The organism is Nitrospira sp. (genome assembly GCA_016715825.1).
Lineage (GTDB): Bacteria > Nitrospirota > Nitrospiria > Nitrospirales > Nitrospiraceae > Nitrospira_D.
This window is the reverse complement of record JADJXO010000001.1, coordinates 22,112-45,811: the sequence shown is the minus strand read 5'-3', so window position 1 is coordinate 45,811 and position 23,700 is coordinate 22,112. Positions and strand designations below refer to the sequence as shown.

Genomic DNA, 23,700 nt, shown 5'->3' with positions numbered 1-23,700 from the left:
TAAATGAGATACCTCGTACTTATCGCCGTTGTGATCCTCATGCCTCTGGCCGGCTGTACGACGCCGATACCGACGTCTGCGCGGCTCATGGGTAAGGTACCGATGTCCGTTGATCAACCGGCTCATTCCCGACCCTCTCGACCGACTCAATCCCTGGCTACATTACCTCCTGAGCGACAGGCGGTTCCCTTTTTGACGTCGTTGCCCAGCCGATCGGCCATCGTTCAGTCCGCAGCACGGTTGGTCGGAGCACGGACGATCATGAGCCAGGGTAAACGAATCGCCTACGACTGTGCTGGAGTGGCTCGTGCCGTCTACCTGGCACACGGCATCGATCTCTACCGGGCAATCAGCCAGGATGTGAACGCCAACGGGGTCCGACTCATCTACAACCATGTGCATCGGCATGGCGTCCTTCATCGTGGACCGGATGTCCGGCCAGGCGACCTCGTGTTTTTCGACAACACGTGGGATTTTAATGGCGACGGGAAGGCGAACGATCCCCTCACCCATATCGGCATCGTTGAGGAAGTGGAGCCGGACGGGACCGTCGTCTTCATCAGCCGCGTTGCAAGTGCCATTGAGCGCTATCGAATGAACTTGGAGCAACCGCATATCCACAGGACAGGCGACGGTCGAGTCCTCAACGACTATATCCGGCGAAAACATCCCACAGACCCTGCTCATACCGCCCGATTGACTGGTGAACTCTTTGCGTTTTACGGCAACCTGTTGAGTCCCTGGGAAGATCTCCCTGGAGAAGACACAATTGTACAGATTCAGGATCGGCAAGACCTTCCCAACCCACCTGTTTCAACCATACTGCCACCATAATGCCGCCCCATCGGGCGTGGACATGTCCTACCGTCCTCATTGATCTCAAACTCGCTGTAGTTCATCGCCTCCCATTAATTTGAATCACGACTTTAGAAGGAGCAGCGAAGATCCGATAAGGAACCTAATACGGTGCTCATGCTGGTAAATGTCACCCAAACCCCCATTTTTTAATTGAGCTGGTAAGATTACCATTATGGCTATCTCATCAAAACAAACACAAATTCGAGAAACCCCACTTCGTCGCACTCTGACGGATGTCCGCCACGGGCTCCTGGGCTTGCACAAAGCCCTGATCGTCGCCGAACAGCTGACCTACGAGCGAATTTATGGCCGCGTGGACTCTACAGGACAACTCCTGCAGCTCGTGATGAACGACCCATGGTTTACCTGGCTTCATCCTCTTTCCAACATGGTCGTCCGCATCGATGAACTGTTGGATGGCCATGATCAGCCGACCATCGACGAGGTCGCGATGCTCCTGACGGAGATCCGGATGTTGATTCGTCCTTCCGAAATCGGTGACGGGTATGAGCGAAGCTACTATGAAGCCCTCCAGCGGGCACCCGATGTCGTGCTCGCTCACTGCGAAATGAAGAAGCTCCTGACGTTGCCCTCCGCGTAACATCATCCAACCCATTGAGTCGTAATGAAGAAACGCCGTCAGCCCTCTAGGGTTGACGGCGTCGACGTTTTCCGCCTTGGAACATCCTCGCAACCACGAAATTCCCCCGCCCCACAAGACGGCATCACACCAGTAGGCCTCGCATGAAGACGCCAAGACTCGATTCCTTATATGATGAACATGACACGACCGCGTCAAACCGGCTGCTCGCGAAGGCTTCGGATGCGTTACCCTACCCTTCACCCCATAGTGCTTCTCCTCCTCATCGTGGGCTTTGGCTCAGGTCCTGTCGCCGCACAAGTCCACCCCATCGAGGTTCTCGTCACGATCGTCGAAGACAAGGTCGTCGCGCTGCCGGGAGGAGGAAGCCCGGTTGAGGAAGCGTTGGGAGTCAATGAATCCATCGTCACCACGGCGGCGAAGGGGCCGGCCGGTTTTGTACAGACCTCCCGCCGGCTTTTGGGGTTTTCCTCGGCATTACATCGATGGACCGAGGTCCAGTTGGACGTAGAAGAACATGTCGAACAGCATCAGACATTGCCCCGCTTGGTTATCGTTCACACAAACCGACGCATCCATGGGTTTCAAGAGAGTCGAGGCCACTGGTTCAGTGAAGCACTGGGGCCTAATGAGACAGTCACGCAGTTACGCGGACGCGGCCACGTGATGGTGGTGGTGACTTCCGAACGAGCGCTCGCCATTTCGGCGTTTACGGGAGGCTTCTTCTGGGTCCGCCTGTCGCCGAATGAGCTGGTGCAGTCCATCGACCACAATAACGACGCCGCCGTGGTCCGCACGACAGCACGCCAACTGGCCTTCCGCTCGCAAGCAGGCTTCTGGACGGAAATGAGATAAGAGCTCATCTGGTTGCTCGATTATGAGGAACTCCCTCGCTTCCATAGATACCCAGCATACAGCGTCGCTCCCAACACAGACACCATCAGTAGAAACAGACAACCGACGGCCAAGGCTCCCACCCAAGGCGTTGCATACCCCCGGTACACAACCGACACAGGCTGGTCGGTCATCGGACTGAAATGCGAGAACCACCCGAGCCCTACCCCCAACACTCCAACAATCACCCAAAATCGTGGTCCCACCCAACCTACTCGATAGAGCCATACGCCAAGCGCCAGCCCACCCAAGATGACCGTAGCGACGACGATGAACCCAACCGACTGCTCATCGATAGGCCAGTGAAAATCTCCACGGAAGATATGGTCGACAAGATGGAGGACGTTCAGAAGCGCAATGAATCCAATGAGTTTGAGCAGGTATCTATCCGGCATACGAGCCACTCATGAGAAGGAGTCGTTACGGTCGTGGGCTATGATACTCCATGCCACCGGAAAACTGACGACTTAAACAGAGGTGAGCGACCGTCATACATTCAAGCCCAAACGGCAGATAGCCCGCGTAGCCGAGCACGGGCATCTCGAACAGTTGGAATCGATGCACGAAAGGAACAGCGTATTCCCAATGAGCGAGACTCTTCCAGTTCCATAGCTCCCAAAATAACCCACAGATCAGCGCAGCCAGTGCCGGAACCCACACACCCCGCCAATCACCCTGCGCAAGCGGGGAAAGCATTGTCGGTTGTCCAGCCAGTGATTCCAACGAGACGATCAGCAACAGGGGTCCAACCCAAACGAGCGGAAAGAGATAGTTGGGCCAGGGTCCGATGCCGAGGAGGCCGAGACCGGACAGTATCAGCAAGGACCAGCTTAGCCAGTTCCTGGCCACAAAGTGAATTGGTGTGAACCTCTCCAGACCCGCACTAACGGCAGGATACGAAGTCAGTAACTCCGCCGTGCCGATGACGGCTGGGATCACCGTAGAAAACGGAATCGTGGCTCGAAGGAAATACTCGAGTGACGACAGCTCGCCGACGCCGACGTAGTGCCAGTTCTGCACGAAGCGATTCAGATACTCGAACAGCCACCAGAAGGCGGCGCTCAGAGGGAACAACGAGAGAAAATAGCGAAGTCGATGGATCATCATACACCGACCGGTGCGGGCAACCGTGCAGGCGTTGACAGTCACGATGTAGCCGATCCACAGCGGCGTGAACGTATGTTCCTGAACCGCAGCGAGCCAGGAGGCGCGAGTCCAGGCTGCCACCCACCAGAGTCCTGTCCATCCGATTCCAAGCCACCCCCACCAGGGGAGCGTGAAACGTGGAACGTCAGACGTGAAGCGTTTCTGCAGACTTGAAACTAGAATCCGAAAGAGGATGGGCGCAAGGAGTAGAACGATCAAGAGTCCCAGAACGAGGAATACTGGCCTGGAGAAAGGTTCATGTTCCACGTAACTGGTGCGGGGAGGAAATTCTAGATAGCGCCCGATCGGTTTACCAGCGAGCAGCACGCCGAGCAGCGGCAAGCCAAGGATCATCGCAAGAGAAATGCAGATAATGCCAACTCTCCTCATGGCTCATGCTACTACAGGCGCTCTTCGTCAAGCTCGATGACATCCACCCAGGTAGACACGGAGGGAAGACTCGATACCGGTACGCCACGCTTGGAGGCAACTTCTTGAAGCCGGCCTTGAAACCGCTGGCGAGCTGCCTCATCTTTCGGACCGGATGCCAGGAGATTCTTGCTCCATTGATCGATTTCTTCATCTGAAACCTTGTGGCCATTCTCCTTCACCCACGCAAGTAGGTCCTCATCCATTCCACCGGCTAAGACCCGCTGCTCGAAGGCCTTTCCATCAATACCAAGAAAATCCACGAGATACTTATCGAACCCCATCGTGATGTAGTTGTAGTCCTGAATTTGTCCAGCATGACGAAGCTGAATTTTGTCGATAAACCGTCCGAGGTGAGCAATCCCACCGAGAAGAACCTTGGGGCTGCGGGGAAAATTTTGCCGAGTCATCGGTTAGTCCTCCTCTATACAAGTGTTTCGAACAATACAAAAATAGAGCCGGGCGCGTCTAGCGAGAATCACCGGAAGAGAAATTCCCTCCCCCCCTTTAAGTTTTTTCCCTCCCCGCCGATACAGGCAGTAGCACGGAGGCACCTATGAGGCTACGGAACAGCCCAAGAAAGTATGTGCGGTATTCCGCCAGCGTCCAGACGGACAACGGCGCCGGAGAAGGCACCCTCTTCGATCTCTCTACCACGGGCTGCCGAATACAAAGCAATGCGGCCCTGACTCCCGGAAGCTATCTCGCCCTCCATTTCGAGGTACCCCAAACAGAATCCCATCTCGCCGTAGAAGTCTCAGTCGTGCGCTGGCACAAAGACAATCAGTTCGGCATCGAGTTCCTTCGCTACGCCGAGGGAGTCCGAGAACGAGTCAGTGATCTGATCGAAGGTCGCGAAGCACCTGTTACGTCCAGCCAACCTATTCAAACTGAACTCGCGCTCGACCTAGTCGCTGCGTAAATCTATTCTTTGGACCGAGCTGAGCAATCAACCAACAACCAACGCTGGCCTCCCGCTTTCTGAGCTAGAAAAGACTCCCAACGCCATTTCTCTCATTTTTGCGCACCGCGATTCATCAATGAGCTGTGCGTGAGCGCGGGCTGATCATCACACTTGAGAGTTCGCTCGAACGCCAAGTTAGCCGGACCAAAGCCCATATGCTCCCTTCCTGCCTAACAGCCATGCACGCCTAAAGACGTGCCTCCACGATTGGAGGTAAGGTGCCACAGTGGGAATGATCACATTATCTGGCGTAATGACACGCCCATTTGTATAGCAAAGCAGTTCAATGGGGAGATTCGTCGTATATTTGCAGCGAAGTTTCTTCGAAATAATTCGAGCCGATGGATCTGAGGTACGGATGTACGCCTCCGATCGCGCGCTTATTGCCTTTGCAAGATTCGGGTCGCAGATCTCAACAAGTTCGAATGCGACTGCCCCGTCCGTGGCATGAACGCATCGAATATCGGGCTCTGGCGGGTCGCGTTTCTCAATGCTGCTCGCCGCGATAGGCAGATCAACAGCTTGCAGGAAACGAAGAAAAACTTTAATTTCGTCGGCACCTTTAGCTTGTTCGGAGTACATACATGACCAGCTAACCAGATCTCGCTTTGACTTTCCCCTATCAGATACTATCGATCCCTGCCACCATTTTACCCCTTCGACGATAACCCAGACGCTCATCCACGTGAGGAGTCCATCGCCTCCCACTCTTCCTCGCTAAGGAACTCTCTCGCCTTCAAGACACCGGTTGCATAGTCCAGCTGCAGCGCTTCTTCCAACCAGGCTATCCGCTGCGTAGGCGTCGCCAGCAATGTAGCCGAAAGGAGACTCTGATCGCTGGCGTCCCAATGTTTTGTTTGTTCTTTATTTGACGCACCCTCACATTTGTCCGCCATGTCAACTATCTCCCTTTTGCCTGCGGATTGCCTCTAGTTCCTTGATGTCTGCTAAAACCTGTGGACTGCCGCAACAGCGACTGAGCCCGAGCTACTTTCTCGACTTCACAGCCTGCAGATACTTATCCATCCGCGCTGCCATTTTTCGCCGTTCAGCAATGGCCTACGGTGTGAATGCCGCACTGCGTTCCATGTCGTCGCTCAAAAGGATACTGTTACCATTGATGAAACGATGCAACAGAATCCCCACTCAGTACGAGGTATGTCCAAGCCTCTCGAACTCGAACGTCCCATAACCCTCATTATTGTCATACAACTTTTGCCAGCTTGATGGACCTGGAAGCACAGCATCATTCACAAATAGATAGACGGGCCCGGACCGACGCGCCGTTATTTCTGCTACGAGCACACGACCACCATCTTTCAAGTCCCCAACGAGCGGATAGTCGTCCGCACCTTCATCGCCAATACGAAGGATGGGGCGGAACCACGGCTCGTGGATGTCTCTTTTAAACAGCGTGAAGAGATGCATGGGCAACGTCACATCGGACGAATGCACCCCCCCCAGCCCAGCGGGCACACCCCTATCTGTCCATCCTCCTTCCCCCATTGAAATCGTTACGCGATAACGAGTCCCCTGCTGTGCTGTTTTATGACTGTTCCAACAAATATCACGTGTCACAAACCGTTGAACGGAGCGAGACGATGTGACGGAGCAGATCACACCACCAGAGTTCAAGATTGAAAATACCCCCTGCGATAGGCCAGCGAACAGCAACCAGATGACAGCCAGACTGGCAACCCATGGCATGACCCAAGTGCGCATAGTTCCCATGACACCCTTATACAATCTGCTGGTTCTGAGCGAGCGTACAATGCCTGGCTCCCCCTCCACCTTCTGTTCATCCCAAATCCTGCGCATTTGCCCCTTAATTTTTGCCCCTAATTGACCTCCTCTCATAATCAAGAGCACAAGAAGCGCCATATGCGCACCAAGTGCAGCTGGATGAGTTTTAAAGGCACTAATCCAGGGAAACAATGCACCAGGAGCCACCAGTTCAAGGGCGTTGACGAACGGTGCGGCCCAACAAGATTTTCCCTCACAAGCAGTTGAGTCATGATGCCATACCGGGAAGACCAGAAGGGACAGTGCGACCAGTACGGAGAGAAAGTACACAGCGCGCTTTCGCCAGACGAGGTCCCAGACACCTTCTTCACGATTGCGCCGAGCTGTAGCCGCCTCTTCGGTTTCAATAAAAATCTTCCCCGTCGGATCTCCGATTTTCTGATCGACCACATTCCCACCAGGTCCAACGACCACATAACGAGTGGGAAGGCCGATGGGGGCATACCCATCCATATTCAATTGGATGCGTTTCATGACGCTGTGATGAATCTTTGGAAGTTCGACGATTACCTGATTGTTCTCATGAGGTCTGTCATTGCAGAGAGCAACAAGATCTCGCGGCTGATAACGATACACTCCTCCCATCCCCGAGCGCGAGTCATAGAGCTTCCCATTCAAGTCCGACGATATCCGTACCTTCTCTCGGTCATTTTCAAGAAACACCAACTTAGCATCTTCGGCCTCCGTCATCATCCAGTCGAGTGACACGTGGGCCAACGCATCGTCCGGATAGCCTCCCCCAACGTTCGCATGCATACCTGAGAACCATACTTGCTTGATGCGCGGCGGATTAGTTTGGTCCGCCTCGTTCCAGAGTACTGGATGAAATGAATGCCGCTCGTCGTCGAGGGCAAGTGCGTGACAGGCCTGATTCACATGCTTACTCAAGTTCCGATCTGGCGCGGAAAGGGGAAAGATCTTATCCCATGCCCTCGTGAGCTCGTCGATTGGCAACCCATAGGCGGCCACAGTATCCCACAGCCCGACAAAGTTGATCGGTGGAATTACCTTGTCAGATTTATAACGCCCTTCGCCATCGTTCTGAATGGATAAGACCACATCGCGAACCCGCCGAAAAACGTTCACAACCACATCCCCCTGAGCGAACTCCCTGCGGAACTCGCGATAGCGTCGGGTAGCGTGGCGCCGTAGTTCATCTTCTGACAGGCCGGTGACAGGGACCAGCCCTTGAGAAGTGACCATCCCGACTAACACGCGAGCCGTGAATGCTCCTCGACTGAACCCAAAGCAATAAATACGATCATCTGGTTCGTAGTTTCGACAGAGAAAACAGTAGAGATCCAGTACGTTGCGTTTGAGCCCCCATCCAAACGCGCCACCGAGTACCGCGAGAGGCATGAAAGAGGAGGTACCCACGCCATCGTCATAGAACGCGATCTGGACAGGCGCGTTGGGATTCTCTTGATTCGTCGCAGAAACATCCAACGCCTGATACAACCTCCACACATTCGTCTTCACAACCTTTGCTGCACTATTCCCGGTACCATCGGATAACAGCACGATGTTCTTCGACATGAGATCCTCCGTTCCGATTCCCTTCCCTATCTATTAATAGGCAATATACGTACCTGGTGAAACAGGGATGGCACCTCTCCGTGTTGAATCATTCACAACCCTTTGAATTGTTATTGGATGAGGCGATTAGGTGACCCGGATCTAAACAGACTGTCGGGTACGGGAGAGACTACCGTTTCTGAATCGAAAGCGATTCGTCGCTGTATCTTTTTATGACAGGCGCGCACAGGCGTACGCTGTATTAGGATAGGCGGGAGTGACTTGATGAACTGATAAAACTGGAAACAGGATGGCCCCACCCAGCTAGCAGATCACTATTGAGGCATGCAGACAGGGCAAGGCTGTGCTGCCCAAGCGAGAGAAAACTCTCTACGTTCGCTAACGGATTGCCTACGTGGCCGACCGACCTACCCGTCCCTTCAAAAAGTCGCGCTCTTCGAACCCTCTGCTCGGGCAACCACTTAACATCCACAAAGTTGGAAAGCCTTGCTAACAGCTCAACCAGGCTCAGGAGATGGCCTTTTTGCGGACCGGTTCGCTTGCAGATACTGATTGATCCCTGCCGCCATTTTTCGCCCTTCGGCGATGGCCCAGACGATGAGCGACGCGCCGCGTTTGGTATCGCCGCCGGCAAAGACGCCTTCAAGGTTGGTCATGAAGTGCTGGTCGACCGTCACAGCACCGCGTGCGTCATATTTTACGCCCAGGTCATCGAGCAGACCGTTCTTGACCGGACCGGTAAACCCCATGGCAAGCAACACGAGATCGGCATTCATCTCGAACTCGGTACCGGGCATCGGTTCAAACTTGCCGTTTTCAAACTTGACCCGGTGGCCATGTAGTTTTGTGACATGGCCGTTATGACCGGAGAACTTCGTCGTCGACACGCTCCATTGCCGATCACACCCTTCCTCATGAGCGTGGGAAGTGCGCAGCTGCATCGGCCAGAGCGGCCAGGGGGTGGAGCCAGCCCGCTGCGGGGGCGGTTCGGGCAACAATTCAAATTGATGTGCTTCGACGCAACCCTGACGATGGGCAGTGCCGAGACAATCGGACCCGGTATCCCCGCCGCCGATGATGACCACCCGCTTCCCCTTTGCTGTGATCGGTTCGTCGGTAACCGGAATACCGGCTGTCCGCTTGTTCTGCTGGGTGAGATATTCCATGGCGAGGTGCACACCCTTGAGCTCACGGCCAGGAATCGGTAGCTCGCGCGCCTGTTCGGCTCCCATCGTGAGCCCTACCGCGTCGAACTGCTTGCGCAGCTGCTCGCCGGTGATATCAGTGCCGACCGTCACACCAGTTTGGAACTTCACCCCTTCGGCCTTCATCTGTTCTAAACGACGGTCGATGACCCACTTCTCCATTTTGAAGTCGGGGATGCCGTAGCGGAGGAGGCCACCGATCCGATCGGATTTTTCGAAGAGCGTCACGTCATGGCCGGCACGAGCCAATTGCTGTGCCGCAGCCAGCCCTGCCGGACCGGAACCGATGATCGCAACCGTCTTCCCAGTCTTGACGACAGGCAGGATCGGGGCGATCATTCCGTCGTTGAATCCTCGATCGACAATATTCCATTCGATGATGCGGATGGAAACCGGATCTTCATTGATCCCGAGCACACAGGCCCCTTCGCAGGGGGCCGGGCAGAGCCGGCCCGTGAATTCCGGAAAGTTATTCGTCGTGTGCAGCGCTTTGAGGGCATCTTTCCAGCGACCACGGTAAACAAGATCGTTCCATTCAGGGATGAGATTGACGACGGGGCAGCCAGTGCTGCCTTGGCAAAACGGCACACCGCAATCCATGCAACGCGCGCCTTGGACCTTGAGCTTCTCCTCCGAGATCGGCTCGTACATCTCCTTCCAATCGAGCACACGCAACTCGATCGGCTTCCGCTTCGGGCCCTCACGGGCATATTTCATGAAACCTTTTGGATCACCCATTAATGTACCGCACTTGCTTTACGCTTCCGTTCTTCCATCACGCGCTTGTAGTCGACCGGCATCACCTTCACAAATTTCGGCACGGTGCCATCAAAGGTGTCGAGCACCTGCTTGGCCTTCCGGCTGCCGGTATACATGAAATGTTTCGTGATCAGATCATGGAGAAGCTGTTTATCTTCCGATGTGACGACCGTCTCCAACTCTACCATGCCGGTGTTACAGCGACCTTTGAATTTGCCCTGCTCGTCGAGCACGAACGCCACGCCGCCGGACATGCCTGCCGCAAAGTTCCGGCCTGTCCTGCCGAGCACCACGACCACGCCGCCTGTCATGTATTCACAGCCATGATCACCTGTCCCTTCCACCACGGTCTGTGCTCCGCTGTTCCGAACGGCAAAGCGCTCCCCCGCCCGGCCATAGAAGTAGGCTTCACCCTGCGTTGCACCATAGAGCGACGTATTGCCGATCAAAATGGTTTCTGCTGGGTCATAGAGCGCATCCTTCGGCGGGTACACGATGATCTTTCCGCCGGAAAGCCCCTTGCCGATATAGTCGTTCGACTCCCCTTCCAACGTCAGCGTGATGCCTCGCGCCAGGAACGCACCGAACGATTGCCCGGCGGACCCGTTAAACTTGATCGAGATCGTATCTTCTGGAAGCCCTTCGAGGCCATATTTCTTCGCTATGCTGCTCGACAGGACCGTACCCGTCGTCCGATTCACGTTGCGAATCGGCAACTCGATCGTCACCTTCTCACCCGTCTCGACCGCTGGACGACACAATTTCACCAGTTCATTATCAAGGATGTGGTCGAGGCCATGGTCCTGCTTTTGTACGCAATACCGTGGTACGTTTGGCGCGACATCGGGCATAGCCAGTAACGGTGAGAGATCCAATCCCTTGGCCTTCCAGTGGTCGACTGCCTTCGTAATCTTCAGCCTATCGACACGACCGACCATCTCATTGATCGTCTTGAACCCGAGCTTCGCCATGAGTTGCCGGGCTTCCTCGGCGACAAAAAAGAGATAGTTGACGATGTGTTCCGGTTTGCCGTTGAATTTCTTTCGCAGTTCTGGATCTTGCGTCGCAATGCCGACCGGGCAGGTATTGAGGTGGCACTTCCGCATCATGATACAGCCCTCGACGATGAGCGGCGCCGTCGCAAACCCATACTCTTCCGCACCGAGTAACGTGGCGATCACCACATCGCGGCCCGTCTTCATCTGCCCGTCCGTTTCAACACGAATACGGCCGCGCAGATCGTTCAACACCAAAGTCTGATGCGTTTCCGCCAGCCCCAATTCCCACGGAATACCGGCATACTTGATCGACGACAACGGGGAGGCTCCGGTGCCACCGGAATCCCCACTGATCAGGACCTTGTCCGCGTGCGCTTTGGCGACGCCGGCCGCGACCGTCCCGACACCGACTTCCGCCACGAGCTTGACCGAGACACCGGCCTCCGGATTCGAGTTCTTTAGATCGAAAATCAATTGCGCCAGATCTTCGATGGAATAGATATCATGGTGCGGCGGAGGCGAAATCAGTTGCACACCCGGCGTGGAATATCGGAACCGCGCGATCTGTTCATCGACCTTATGGCCCGGCAACTGTCCACCCTCGCCTGGTTTCGCACCCTGCGCCATCTTGATCTGTAACTCGCGGGCATTGACGAGGTAGTGCGCCGTTACGCCGAACCTAGCTGAGGCCACCTGCTTGATATAGCTGTTCTTTGAGTCGCCGTTCGGCATGGGCGTGAAGCGCTCGGGGTCTTCTCCACCTTCTCCGGTGTTGCTCTTACCCCCAACCCGATTCATGGCAATCGCCAGTGTCTCATGCGCTTCTTTGCTGATGGATCCAAACGACATCGCACCCGTATTGAACCTCTTGACGATGTCCTGAGCTGGCTCGACTGCTTCGATGGGAATCGGCTGTGAGGGGAACTTGAACTCGAGCAATCCACGCAGGTTCGAGCGTCGCTGACTTTCATCATTGACCAGTTGCGCAAACTCCGCATAGGTCTTGGCGTCGTTGGCTCGACTGGCATGTTGCAGCTTGTAGATCGTGTCGGGATTCCAGTTGTGATGTTCGCCCTGAATACGGTAATGGACCTCCCCACCGAACTCCAATTGCCGGATCGCAGCCGGCTCATAGGCCATGCGATGTCGACGCAAGGTTTCCTCGCCGATCTCCCGAATGCCGACCCCTTCGACCCGTGACGCGGTCCCGGTAAAGTATCGAGCAATGAGCTCGTGACTCAATCCGATGGCTTCGAAAATTTGCGCGCCACAATAGGATTGCACGGTCGAGATACCCATCTTTGAGAAGATCTTGAGCAGGCCCTTGTTGATGGCCTTGATAAACTTCGCCTCCGCCGTCTGCGCATCGAGTCCCTCGGGAAGATACCCGTCACGCTCCATGTCGACGAGCGTTTCGAACACGAGATACGGATTAATCGTCCCGACTCCGTAGCCGATTAAGCAGGCGAATTGGTGCACATCTCGCGGCTCCCCGGTTTCAAGGATTAATCCGACTTCCGTCCTCGTGCATTCCCGCACGAGATGGTGGTGCACCGCGGAGATGCCGAGGAGGCTCGGAATCGGGGCCCAGTCCCCATCGACTCCGCGATCACTCAGAATTAAAAATTCGTACCCTTCCTTGATTGCCAGTGACGCCTCTCGGCACAACTCATCGACCGCGGCTCCCAAGCCGTCGGCCCCTTCGGCCACGCGGAACAACATGCGCAACGTCTTGCTCTTGAAATGCGGATCGGAAATCCCGCGGATCTTTTGCAGATCGGCGTTCGTCAAAATCGGTTGTTGTACCTTGATCCGGCGGCACGATTCCGGCGACTCATCCATCAGATTGGGCTTCGGCCCGATATTCGTAACCAGCGACATCACAAGCTGTTCGCGAATCGGATCGATCGGCGGATTGGTGACCTGCGCAAACAGCTGCTTGAAGTACTTAAACAAGAGCTGCGGTCGATCAGACAACACCGCCAAGGGGGTGTCGGTGCCCATGGAAGACGTCGGTTCCTCACCATTGACGATCATGGGGGTGATGACCATCTTCAACTCTTCGACAGTGTAGCCGAAAGCCTGTTGCCGCTGCCTGATCGTCGGATGGTCCGGCTGCGGGACATTCAAAGGCTCAGGCAGTTCATCAAGGGACACGCCGTATTGGGTCACCCAACTGCGGTAGGGTTTCCGCTTCGCCATATCAGTCTTGATTTCTTCATCATCGATGATCCGGCCTTGGACAGTATCGACGAGGAACATCCGCCCGGGCATGAGCCGTCCCTTCATACGGATTTCCTTGGCCGGAACCGGTAACACGCCGGCTTCCGACGACAGCACAACCGTGTCATCCGTCATCACCTGATAGCGGCAGGGACGGAGTCCGTTCCGATCCAACGTCGCTCCGATCATCTTGCCGTCAGTAAAACAGACCGCAGCCGGCCCGTCCCATGGTTCCATCATCGCCGCGTGATATTGGTAAAAGCCTCGGCGATCCAAATCCATCTGTGAGTTCGCCACCCATGGCTCGGGAATCAACATCATCATGGCGTGGGGCAACGACCGGCCCCCAAGCAGAAGGAATTCGAGAGTATTGTCCAGACATGCCGAATCGCTTTGATCCTCAGTCACGATCGGGAACAGTTTCTCCATATCCTTGCCGAACAGATCGGAATGGAGGCGGCCTTGCCGGGCCTTCATCCAGTTGACGTTGCCTTTCAGCGTATTGATTTCCCCGTTGTGACAGACGTACCGATACGGATGGGCCAACGGCCAGGTCGGAAAGGTATTGGTGCTGAAGCGAGAATGTACCAGCGCCAGGGCGCTCACCATCCGTTCATCGGTCAGATCCTGATAATACGCGGCCATTTGATGCGGTAGGAGCAAACCCTTGTAGACGATCGTGTGGGCCGATAAACTGGAGACGTAAAAGTGCTCTCGCCCCTGAATCGCCGATTCGAGGACGGCCTTTTCCACCCGCTTTCTGGTCACATAGAGTTTTCGTTCGAACTGAGCCTCATTGAGCGCATCACGTGCGATAAAAACCTGCCGCATAAACGGCTCGGTCTTTCGCGCTTGCACCCCGATACTGTCGCTCTTGACCGGCACGTCACGCCACCCAAGCAACCGGAGGCCTTCCTCACCGATGATCTCGGCAAATACCTTTTCGCAGAGCCGCCGAGACTCTGCATTCGGTGGTAGGAATAACTGCCCCACCCCATACTCACTGACCTCCGGCAAAGACACCCCGGCATCTCCTGCGACCCGTTTAAAAAAAGTGTGCGGCACTTGCAAGAGAATCCCGGCTCCATCTCCGGTACAGGGGTCGGCACCCTGGGCCCCACGGTGGGTTAGATTCTCCAATACTTGCAGTCCTTGACGGACAATGTCATGGGACTTCTTCCCCTTGATATTGACCACAAATCCGATCCCGCACGAGTCTTTTTCATGCCGAGGGTCATAGAGCCCTTGTTGCCTGGGGAAACCTGGAGTATTCATGTACCTAGTCTCATGAGAATATTGAGATTTTCCCTATCGGATGGAGTTGAGCGCGAGCAAGAATCCTGGGGTAGATTAACCCCATGTCCGCAGGCTGGACCTCAGCCGCTTCCCACGATCGGAACTTACTGGAAGGCTCATTCCTCTGTCAAGGTGACAATGCGTCTATACCCCTTTCATTTGCTTGACTTTATTTCCCCGGCTGCCATACCATCCGCGGCATGACGCAAGGTCCAGTCATCGCCACGCCACAGAGCATGTCCGACGTGTGGGACGCCTACCGTGCTGAGCTGGACGGACTGGAAGACCGGGTGCGAAAGAACCTCGACTCCAGTGTCACCCTGGTCAATACAGTGGCTGCCCACATCCTCAGTGGTGGGGGGAAGCGTATCAGGCCGTTGCTTCTACTCTTGTCCGCTCGCCTCTGCGGCTATCCAGGTAACGAACACTATCAACTCGGCAGCATTGTAGAGTACATCCACACGGCCACCTTGCTCCACGACGACGTCGTGGATGAGGCCGATCTGCGGAGGGGGAGAAGAACTGCTCGGAAGGTGTGGGGAAACCAGATCAGTATCTTGGTTGGCGATTTTCTCTATACCAAGGCCATGTGCAATGTCGTCGAGTTTCAGAGCCAAGGAATCAATGAAGTGATCTCCGAAGCCTGTAACAAAATGGCCGAAGGCGAAGTCCTCCAGCTCTACTACAACGGCAATCCTGCGATGCCGGAAGTTGATTACATTAAGATCGTCGAGCACAAGACCGCCGGATTGATCGCCGCAGCCTGTCAGATGGGCGCCATTCTCGCCGACGCAACTGAGACCCAGCAGCAAGCCCTCTTCCGATTTGGCCAATACCTGGGGATTGCGTTCCAGGTTGCCGACGACACGCTGGATTACATCGCGAACGGCGAATCGCTTGGAAAAACAATCGGACAAGACCTCCGGCAAGGCAAAGCCACCTTGCCGCTCCTCCATCTGCTGCAACATTGCTCGGCGCAGGACTGTCAGATGATCAAAGATCGAATGGAAACTCGAACGCTCAGCACCGCCGACTTGGAACGGATTTTGTTCCTCATGGGGGAATTCGGGTCGATCACCTATGCGATGGATCGAGCCAAGGCCTACATCGCAGCCGCTAAGCATGAGCTCGATCAATTCGACGATAGTACGCCACGGCGCGCAATGTCGGTGGCCGCTGATTACATGATTACCCGCGATCGGTAAGTATATTCCCACCAACCGTTAGAACGTCGGCCGTAGAAACGGCGTGGCGTAGAGCGAAAGGACCCCGTCCTCTCCTGTAACCATCAACCCGTCGTCGCAGTCACGACACAGCCAAGAGGTTGTTCATGTCACAGATTTTTCCGTTCCAGGGTATGCGGTACGATCAGGCCCTTGTCGGCTCGATCAAGGATGTCGTGGCTCCGCCGTACGACATCATCGATGCAGAAGGGCAACAACGGCTGCATGATCGCCACCCTCACAATATCATCCGTATGGAGTTGGGGATGGACCAGACCGGTGACAGCCCGGCCGACAACCGATATAGCCGCGCCGCCGCTGCACTCCAATCCTGGATCAAAGAGGGGGTCCTCACCCGAGATCCGCAAGCTGCCGTCTACTATCACACAATTGAGTACCGTCCGCCGTACTCGGCACCTGGTGCACCGAGCAAAGTGCTCCGAGGGTTCCTCGCCTTGGCGAAGCTTGAAGCCTTGGACTCCGGACATATCTATCCGCATGAGAACACCCGTGCCGCGGCGAAAACCGACCGGTTGAACCTCATTGAAGCCTGTCGCGCGAACTTCAGTCCAATCTGGTCTCTCTATTCCGATCCCGGCGGCGCCATCATCCGACTGCTCGAAACAGCGACAAAAGGGAAACCCGCGCAGTATGACTTTCAAGATGATGCAGACTGTCGCGAATGCCTCTGGGTGGTGACCGATGAGACTATTCTCAAACAGATCTCCGACCTCATGCACAGCAAACCACTGTTCATCGCAGACGGTCACCATCGCTACGAAACAGCACTGAACTATCAAACGCTCCGTCGGCAACAGCTCGGCGCTCTCACCGGGCTCCAGCCCTATGACTCGGTCATGATGCTGCTCACTCCTCTTGAAGACCCAGGATTGACGGTGTTGCCAACGCATCGCGTGGCGACCACCCCACTGCCTCCCTCCGATCAGATCGCGACACGGCTCGGAGAGGCATTCGACTTCCGAGAATTTCCCTTCTCCCCCTCCACTCAAGCTCAGGTCCGTCAGCAATTCTTGACCGCCCTGAAGACGGAAGGTCAACAGGTGCCGGTATTCGGACTCACTCGACAGGGCGATGACCGATACATCCTGCTTACGCTGAAGCCGGTCTATCGTCCCTCGATCAAAGCCTCGCCTCGAACCAGGCTCGACGTCTCCCTGTTGCAGCAGCTGATCGTGACGAAGCTCTGCCCAACACAAGAGGAACAAGAAGCCATCCTCTATACTAAAGACGACCATGACGCACTCGACTGGGTCGCTCGAGGGACCGGAACCGGAGCATTTTTGCTCAATGCCACGAAGGTCAGCGAAGTCCAAGCGGTGGCGGCTGCGGGCGAGCGTATGCCGCACAAATCAACCTATTTCTACCCAAAACCATTAACGGGTCTTGTCCTCAATGTCATGAACGGTTGAGTGTCGATGCCCCTGACCATCAACCGAGGATTAGGCGAATGCACGCGAAGATTCTGATCGTCGATGACGATCCCGATATCGTCATGATGCTTGAAGACCGGCTCCACGCGTCCGGGTATGATACGGTCGTGGCATCGGAAGGACCGCAGGCCCTGGACCAAATTACCCATGAGTCTCCACAGTTGGTCCTCCTCGATCTCACGCTGCCCAGATTGTCGGGTCTCGACGTGCTCAGGCGCCTCTCCCAGATGAAGCCATCGGAACACCTTCCCGTCATCGTGATGACCGCACATGGGTCCATTGAAGCGGCAGTGGATGCGATGAAGGAAGGCGCGTACGACTTCCTGACTAAACCCCTCGATCATGAACATCTCCTGATCGTCATTCGCAAAGCCTTGGAGCGGGATTCCCTTCGACGACAAGTGGCCTATCTGCGTTCCGAGGTCGACGGCCGTTATGCATCCATTGTGGGAAACAGTGCATCCGTACAGTCTGTCGTGGAGGCGGCTCAACGAACTGCCAAGTCGGATGCCAGCGTCTTGCTCCTCGGTGAAAGCGGAACCGGCAAAGAACTCTTCGCCCGATCGATCCATCAATGGAGCCACCGCTCCGCCATGCCGCTCATCGTCATCAATTGCGTGGCGTTGACGGAGACGTTGCTCGAGAACGAGTTGTTCGGGCATGAACGCGGCGCCTTTACCGGAGCGGATCGCCAACAAAAAGGAAAGTTGGAGATGGCCGACGGTGGAACCGTATTCCTCGATGAGATCGGCGATATGTCGCTGCCGCTGCAGGCCAAACTGCTCAGGGTTCTACAAGACCGGGAATTCCAGCGTGTCGGAGGAACGAAGACGGTTTCCGTCAATATTCGTATCATCGCCGCCACCAACAAGGACCTGAGACAGGCTGTGAAGGCAGGACAGTTCCGGGAAGATCTTTACTTTCGGCTGAATGTCGTCACCCTGACGCTCCCGCCGCTTCGTGAACGACAGGGCGACGTGCCGGCCCTGGCGCAGTTCTTCCTCGATCGCCACACGCGTGACGCCAAGCGGCCCGGCATGGCTCTCAGCCAGGATGCACTCGACACCCTGGCCCGTTACCCATGGCCTGGGAATATTCGAGAGCTGGACAATGTGATCGCACGGGCCGTCGTCTTGAACCCGAAGGATACGATCGAGCCCGATATGTTGGCACTGATGGCGGACGACGCCAGTCTCCGCCAACCAGCAGATGCCGTGCTGCCGTATCTGGACTTGTCCTACCACGAGTCGATGGAGAAACATAGCCGTTACATCATCACTCGGGCAATGGAACGAGCCGAGGGGAATCAAACGAAGGCCGCAGAATCGCTCAAACTCCAACGCACCTATCTCGCTCGCCTACTCAAGCAACTGAAGGACTAACAGGTCAAGAGAGCCGCAGGTTCAGGTTTGTGGCGTAGACGGCTCTGAGGGCTGGCGATCAACGAGGCGAATCAGTCCGGCTCGTGCATCTTTCTCCGCCTGCGCATACCGCTCGGCGGTTCCGATATCAGACCAATAGCCATGAAAGTCGTACCCGAGGATTCGTTCGCCTCCTTCAATGGCTGCTAGGTAAGGATCGATGATTGAAGAAGCGCTCCCCTTCGGAACCCTCTGAAGAAGACGCGGATGTAGGATGTGAATCCCGGCGAACATCCTGGGAATGACCGGAGACAACGACGAACGCCCTTTCCCCGTGATACGCACAATCTGATCGCCGGCTCCCACCTCAACGAGACCCCATCGTACAGCATCGGTATCCTCTCGCAGCACCAAGGTTGCCGCCGCTTGGCGTGTTTGATGGAACTCCCAGACAGCCCCAAGGTCTATCTCGACGAGCGTATCCCCGTTCAAGATCAGCACCGGTTCGCCAGAAAAATACGGCTCGGCTTGCTTGATCCCTCCCCCTGTACCCAAGATGACCGGTTCTTGTGAGTACATCATTCGAACGCCAAATTTTGAACCATCACCTAGAACCTGCTCGATCATCGGACCGAGGTGATGAAGATTCACGACAATCTCACGAAACCCATGTCGTTTAAGCAGTAAGACGTTCCAGACAATGAGTGGGGTTCCTCCCACCGGTAAGAGCGGCTTTGGAATGGTGTTGGTTAAGGGTCTGAGGCGGGTCCCAAGACCTGCCGCGAGAATCATGGCTTTCATATGCGTAACACGTGAGCGGTGAGCGGTGAGCCGTTGGAGAGGATAGAGGGCGGGCCCATACTGAGTCCTCGCCTCACGCTGAACATTTCACATGGCATGGCTTACTGCAATTCCGGTACGTATGGAGTGATGTGTTTCCGAAGCGTCTCCAGCTCTGGATATTTTTTAAGATTTCGTTTCACATAGCCCAAGACACGGGGAATATCGGACAAAAATTTCGGGTTGCCTTTGACTCGGTCAATATAGACGAACCGGCCGGCCGCCTTCAGATTTCGCTGAATGCTTGTCAGATCGAACAGGCGGCGAAACACCGCACGGTTGGCCCAGACACAACGGCGCGCCTCCAGTTGATCAAGGTAGTAGGCCACCAACTCATCGATGAGAGTTTCATCGAGCTGAATGTAGGCATCCCGCAGAAGTGAGGCCAAATCGTAGGTCGCCGGACCCATCAAGGCATCTTGAAAATCAATCACGCCAAGCCGCAGTCCATCGACCATCAAGTTACGCGAGTGATAATCGCGATGGGTGAAGACACGAGGTTGGGACGCCAACACCTGGGCAATGCGCTCGAACTCGCTTCGAATGGTCGTCGCATCCCCTTCGGGTAATGGCTTGCCATGCCGGGCCTCAACCCCGTACTCCAGGAAATGGTCGAACTCCCACATGAGCAACGGGACGTCGAAACTCCGATGAAACGCGAGACACCCACGGTCTTCCGGAGTGGTTGCGTCGAATTGTATGTGTACCAACACATTGATGGCTTGTTTATAGCGAGACTCTACGTTCGGGGCATCGGCACGGCTGACGGCTTCTGCTAACGTCACATCTCCAAAATCCTCGAGATACAGCAATCCAGCGGACCGATCATAATGATACAGTGTCGGAACAGGGACGTTCGCCTTGGCAAGATGGGCCATGATATTGGTGAACGGCAGCTCGGAAATCTGATGCACCGCTCCGCTGACCGCCTCTTCAGACTGCTTGAACGCCTCCGGCTCCGCCAGTTGCATCACGATGACAGAATGTGGTGAACCTCCCGTCATGCTGGCGCGGTAGTACCGCCGATTGGACGCATCTCCGGGCAACGCACTCAGCTCCTTCAACTCCAAGTTGGGAGAAAGATGGGCCTTCATCGTCTGAGCGACGAGTGCGTGATCAGGAGGAGGCAATGAAGATGTGGAGGATGCGGGATTTACGGTCGCCATAGCTGAGGGATTATACCGAGCACCCGAGAACTTGTCACGAAGACACCGCATTCGGTCGAGGTATGGCCAGCATTCTGCTGAAAAACCCTCCGTTCATCCGGTTCGATGAACTCACCACAGGTTTCGAGAACCTCAGGACGAACGGAGTGGTTATTCAGCGTACTGATGATTTCCGTTCGTGCTGAGCCCTTCGAAGCGCACAAACCAATTTTTTCAGCAGACTGCTATGGTTCTGGAATCGAGTCAGCCGGCCTGAAATTGACCGTTCGGTGCATGGCAAGAACACCGATTGCAGCGCCGACCGTATCGGCGACCCAATCGAGCCAACTCGACTCTCGAAACGGAACAAATGCTTGGTGAACTTCGTCACTGGCCCCATAGACCGACGCCAACAGAATGGCCATAGGAATCGCCTGTTGCCGCCACGAATCGCTGGATCCGCCACGAAGGGCCCGATAACACAACAGACCAAGCACCGCATACTCAATGGCATGCACGACCTTGTCGCTTAGATCGAACACGAAATCGGGCAGATTATCCTCGGGGTGAGACTGAGCAGACAGATAAAAGATCAATCCGGCATAGGCACACACCGGTCCCCAGTATCGAAGCAACGACAGCATTGCAGTTCCTCTAAAATCGTTTGTATGACGACAGGACTCAAACCGGCCCGCTGATTGCCCGCTCACGCCCCCTATGACATACTTCCCCGGTGAAGGGAGCGCCCTGCCGATGAAACAGATCCACGTGTGTTTTTTCTGGCATATGCACCAGCCGTACTACACCGACCCGCTGGCTGGCTCAGCCAGTATGCCTTGGGTGCGCCTGCATGCGACCAAATCCTATTACGATATGGCCTATATCCTGGAACAGCATCCAACGGTTCATGCAACGTTCAATTTTACTCCGTCACTCCTCTTACAGTTGGAAGAAATCGGCAACGGCAAGGTTCGCGACCTTTTTCTCGAACATGCCCAACGACCAGCGACAAACCTGACGGTGGAAGAAAAAGCGTTTCTGGTCCGTCACTTCTTTTCCGCCAATTGGGCGACGATGGTCCAACCTTACCCACGATACCAAGAGCTGCTGGTGAAACGAGGCTTGGATCTCCATGAGCATGATCTTCGTCGCATCGCCTGTCAGTTTTCCACGCAGGAGCTGTTGGACCTGCAAGTCTGGCACAACCTGGCCTGGTTCGGATACGGCACCATTCGACGATATCTCCGATTGGCCACATTACGCCAGAAAAATCGAGGCTTCACCGAAGAGGACAAACATGAGGTGTTATCGATTCAACGGCTCGCCGTGCAAGAGATTGTTCCTCTCTACCGGAACCTCATGGAGCGTGGGCAGATCGAGCTGACCACGACGCCGTTTTTTCACCCCATCCTTCCACTCGTGATCGATACGGATATCAACCGGCGCGCGAGGCCGGACCTTCCCCTGCCGGCTCGCTTTCGAGCGCGCGAGGATGCGGAAGCCCAACTTCGGCAGGCGGTGGAGTTCCATCGATCGACATTCGGTCGTCCTCCCCAAGGCCTCTGGCCTTCAGAGGGATCCGTCTGCCCGGAATTGCTTCCTCTTGTCTTCCAAACCGGCCTTCGCTGGCTGGCGACCGATGAAGGTATCCTCGCTCGCTCTCTGGCGATGTGCCAACAACCATGGCATCGGCAGTCCGCGCTGTATCAACCCTATCAGGTTGGACCGGCTGAACAATCGCTGACCATCCTCTTTCGTGACCGTGACATCTCCGATGCCTTTGGATTTATCTACCATAAGACGACCGCAGAATCCGCAGCTGAAGATATCCTCCGACGACTACACCACATCGCGCAGGAAACGCCGCTCGATCGAGTCATCGTCCCGATCATTTTGGATGGCGAAAACCCGTGGGAACATTATCACGACGGAGGCGAACGGTTTCTGTCACTCCTGTACCAAGCCTTCACCAATCATGATATGGACCAAGCTGGGCAGAGCACCACTCAAACCTCCACGATATCCGAAGCCATCGCCTCGACTCCCCCGACTCAGCACCTTCCTTGTCTCCACTCCGGCTCGTGGATCAATGCTGACTACAAAATCTGGATCGGGCACCATGAAGACAATCGAGGATGGGATCTGCTAGGCCACACCCGTTCCACGCTCATGGAGAGAGCCCCCCAACTTCCTCCCGATCGCGTCCAAGCCGCATGGCAGGAACTGTACGCCGCTGAAGGCAGTGATTGGTTCTGGTGGTACGGAGACGATTTCGACACCGACTTCAAACCGGAGTTCGACCGGCTTTTCAGAACACATCTCCGCAATGTGTGGACCCTGATGGGCCAGCACCCTCCCGATCAGCTGAACCAACCGATCTGTATGATGGGGATCGGCACTGAATCCAACCTGGTCCAACAACCGGTCCGTTGGATCACCCCTACACTCGATGGTCTGGTGACCGATTTTTTCGAGTGGCACGGCGCCGGCAGCATCACGACGCAGCCTCCGTTGGGGGCCATGTGGAAGGCCGATCGAATCTTTTCGGCCATCCGGTTCGGCTGGAGTCAGGATGAGTTCGTGATCAGGCTCGACCCCGATGAAACAGTTATGAAGCGAACTGACCTCGACGTTGTGATAGCCCTTCACGGCCCACAAGCCCCCTTTCACCTCAGCTTTCCCCTGCCCTTGCCAGAAGCTGAGGAATTCATTCTGTCTCAACAGATCGCGGCGAGCACGTGGCAAGAGATCGGACGGTATGTAACGATCAGCGCTCGCTCGATCATCGAGCTAGCGATTCCTTGGCAGGACATTCAGCTTCAACCTGCTCAGACCATGCAGCTCTCGATTGTCGTCCGCAAGCATAACCTGGAAATAGCCCGCTATCCTGGCCCCAAACCCGCGGTCCTAACCGTGCCTGGACCGAACTTTGAGGCCGAACTGTGGAGAGTATGATGGAAGATGAAAG

General features: G+C 55.5%; 18 protein-coding genes. 8 read left to right on the top strand and 10 right to left on the bottom strand.

Going from position 1 to position 23,700, the window contains the following annotated elements; genetic code table 11:
* The first annotated feature begins 3 nt into the window (after positions 1 to 3).
* The 3 genes from IPM58_00185 to IPM58_00175 all read left to right on the top strand — a co-directional run bounded on the left by IPM58_00185 (position 4) and on the right by IPM58_00175 (position 2,314).
* The gene (locus IPM58_00185; GenBank protein MBK9305532.1) at positions 4 to 834 is read left to right on the top strand and encodes a CHAP domain-containing protein; all 831 of its coding nucleotides are present in this window, start codon (positions 4 to 6) and stop codon (positions 832 to 834) included.
* Positions 835 to 1,030: 196 nt separating this feature from the next.
* Positions 1,031 to 1,459 (top strand): hypothetical protein, encoded by a 429-nt coding sequence (locus IPM58_00180; GenBank protein ID MBK9305531.1) that lies wholly within the window; start codon positions 1,031 to 1,033, stop codon positions 1,457 to 1,459.
* A 222-nt stretch (positions 1,460 to 1,681) separates the two neighbouring features.
* Positions 1,682 to 2,314: a hypothetical protein gene (locus tag IPM58_00175; protein ID MBK9305530.1), complete on the top strand. Its 633-nt coding sequence runs from the start codon at positions 1,682 to 1,684 to the stop codon at positions 2,312 to 2,314.
* 20 nt (positions 2,315 to 2,334) lie between these two features.
* Here IPM58_00175 and IPM58_00170 read toward each other — a convergent pair whose 3' ends face one another.
* The 3 genes from IPM58_00170 to IPM58_00160 are packed head-to-tail and all read right to left on the bottom strand — an operon-like array spanning position 2,335 to position 4,338.
* A complete protein-coding gene (locus IPM58_00170) occupies positions 2,335 to 2,748 on the bottom strand; it encodes a hypothetical protein (protein MBK9305529.1) in 414 nt (137 codons plus the stop codon).
* A gap of 25 nt (positions 2,749 to 2,773) precedes the next feature.
* The gene (locus IPM58_00165) at positions 2,774 to 3,889 is read right to left on the bottom strand and encodes a hypothetical protein (GenBank protein ID MBK9305528.1); all 1,116 of its coding nucleotides are present in this window, start codon (positions 3,887 to 3,889) and stop codon (positions 2,774 to 2,776) included.
* 11 nt (positions 3,890 to 3,900) lie between these two features.
* Positions 3,901 to 4,338: a DUF5069 domain-containing protein gene (locus IPM58_00160; protein MBK9305527.1), complete on the bottom strand. Its 438-nt coding sequence runs from the start codon at positions 4,336 to 4,338 to the stop codon at positions 3,901 to 3,903.
* A gap of 146 nt (positions 4,339 to 4,484) precedes the next feature.
* Between IPM58_00160 and IPM58_00155 the strand changes: the two genes are divergently transcribed.
* Entirely contained in the window at positions 4,485 to 4,850 is a 366-nt protein-coding gene (locus IPM58_00155) for a PilZ domain-containing protein (protein ID MBK9305526.1), read from the top strand.
* A 719-nt stretch (positions 4,851 to 5,569) separates the two neighbouring features.
* Here IPM58_00155 and IPM58_00150 read toward each other — a convergent pair.
* From IPM58_00150 to gltB, 4 genes are all read right to left on the bottom strand, one after another.
* Positions 5,570 to 5,788, bottom strand: a complete 219-nt coding sequence (locus IPM58_00150) for a hypothetical protein (GenBank protein MBK9305525.1) — start codon at positions 5,786 to 5,788, stop codon at positions 5,570 to 5,572.
* A 250-nt stretch (positions 5,789 to 6,038) separates the two neighbouring features.
* Positions 6,039 to 8,231: a DUF2235 domain-containing protein gene (locus IPM58_00145; protein ID MBK9305524.1), complete on the bottom strand. Its 2,193-nt coding sequence runs from the start codon at positions 8,229 to 8,231 to the stop codon at positions 6,039 to 6,041.
* A gap of 497 nt (positions 8,232 to 8,728) precedes the next feature.
* On the bottom strand, positions 8,729 to 10,174 hold the full coding sequence (locus IPM58_00140; GenBank protein ID MBK9305523.1) for a glutamate synthase subunit beta: 1,446 nt from the start codon (positions 10,172 to 10,174) through the stop codon (positions 8,729 to 8,731).
* Positions 10,174 to 14,691: a glutamate synthase large subunit gene (gene gltB, locus IPM58_00135; protein MBK9305522.1), complete on the bottom strand. Its 4,518-nt coding sequence runs from the start codon at positions 14,689 to 14,691 to the stop codon at positions 10,174 to 10,176. The genes IPM58_00140 and gltB overlap by 1 nt, the downstream gene beginning before the upstream one ends.
* A 221-nt stretch (positions 14,692 to 14,912) precedes the next feature.
* On the opposite strand from gltB, the gene IPM58_00130 reads away from it, so the two are divergent.
* From IPM58_00130 to IPM58_00120, 3 genes are all read left to right on the top strand, one after another.
* Positions 14,913 to 15,917 (top strand): polyprenyl synthetase family protein, encoded by a 1,005-nt coding sequence (locus tag IPM58_00130; protein MBK9305521.1) that lies wholly within the window; start codon positions 14,913 to 14,915, stop codon positions 15,915 to 15,917.
* Between the two features lie 125 nt (positions 15,918 to 16,042).
* The gene (locus IPM58_00125) at positions 16,043 to 17,365 is read left to right on the top strand and encodes a DUF1015 domain-containing protein (protein ID MBK9305520.1); all 1,323 of its coding nucleotides are present in this window, start codon (positions 16,043 to 16,045) and stop codon (positions 17,363 to 17,365) included.
* A 38-nt stretch (positions 17,366 to 17,403) separates the two neighbouring features.
* Complete coding sequence (locus IPM58_00120; protein MBK9305519.1) at positions 17,404 to 18,768, top strand: sigma-54-dependent Fis family transcriptional regulator; 1,365 nt, start codon at positions 17,404 to 17,406, stop codon at positions 18,766 to 18,768.
* A gap of 21 nt (positions 18,769 to 18,789) precedes the next feature.
* Here the strand turns inward: IPM58_00120 and IPM58_00115 are convergent, their stop codons facing one another.
* The 3 genes from IPM58_00115 to vanZ form a co-directional block, all read right to left on the bottom strand.
* Positions 18,790 to 19,548 (bottom strand): NDP-sugar synthase, encoded by a 759-nt coding sequence (locus tag IPM58_00115; GenBank protein MBK9305518.1) that lies wholly within the window; start codon positions 19,546 to 19,548, stop codon positions 18,790 to 18,792.
* Positions 19,549 to 19,649: 101 nt separating this feature from the next.
* Entirely contained in the window at positions 19,650 to 20,753 is a 1,104-nt protein-coding gene (locus IPM58_00110) for a phosphotransferase (GenBank protein ID MBK9305517.1), read from the bottom strand.
* A gap of 224 nt (positions 20,754 to 20,977) precedes the next feature.
* Positions 20,978 to 21,376 carry a VanZ family protein gene (gene vanZ, locus IPM58_00105; GenBank protein MBK9305516.1) on the bottom strand — a complete coding sequence of 133 codons (399 nt, stop codon included), beginning with the start codon at positions 21,374 to 21,376 and terminating at the stop codon, positions 20,978 to 20,980.
* A 109-nt stretch (positions 21,377 to 21,485) separates the two neighbouring features.
* Here vanZ and IPM58_00100 point away from each other — a divergent pair, with 109 nt between their 5' ends.
* Positions 21,486 to 23,687 carry a glycoside hydrolase gene (locus IPM58_00100; GenBank protein ID MBK9305515.1) on the top strand — a complete coding sequence of 734 codons (2,202 nt, stop codon included), beginning with the start codon at positions 21,486 to 21,488 and terminating at the stop codon, positions 23,685 to 23,687.
* Positions 23,688 to 23,700 lie beyond the last annotated feature (13 nt).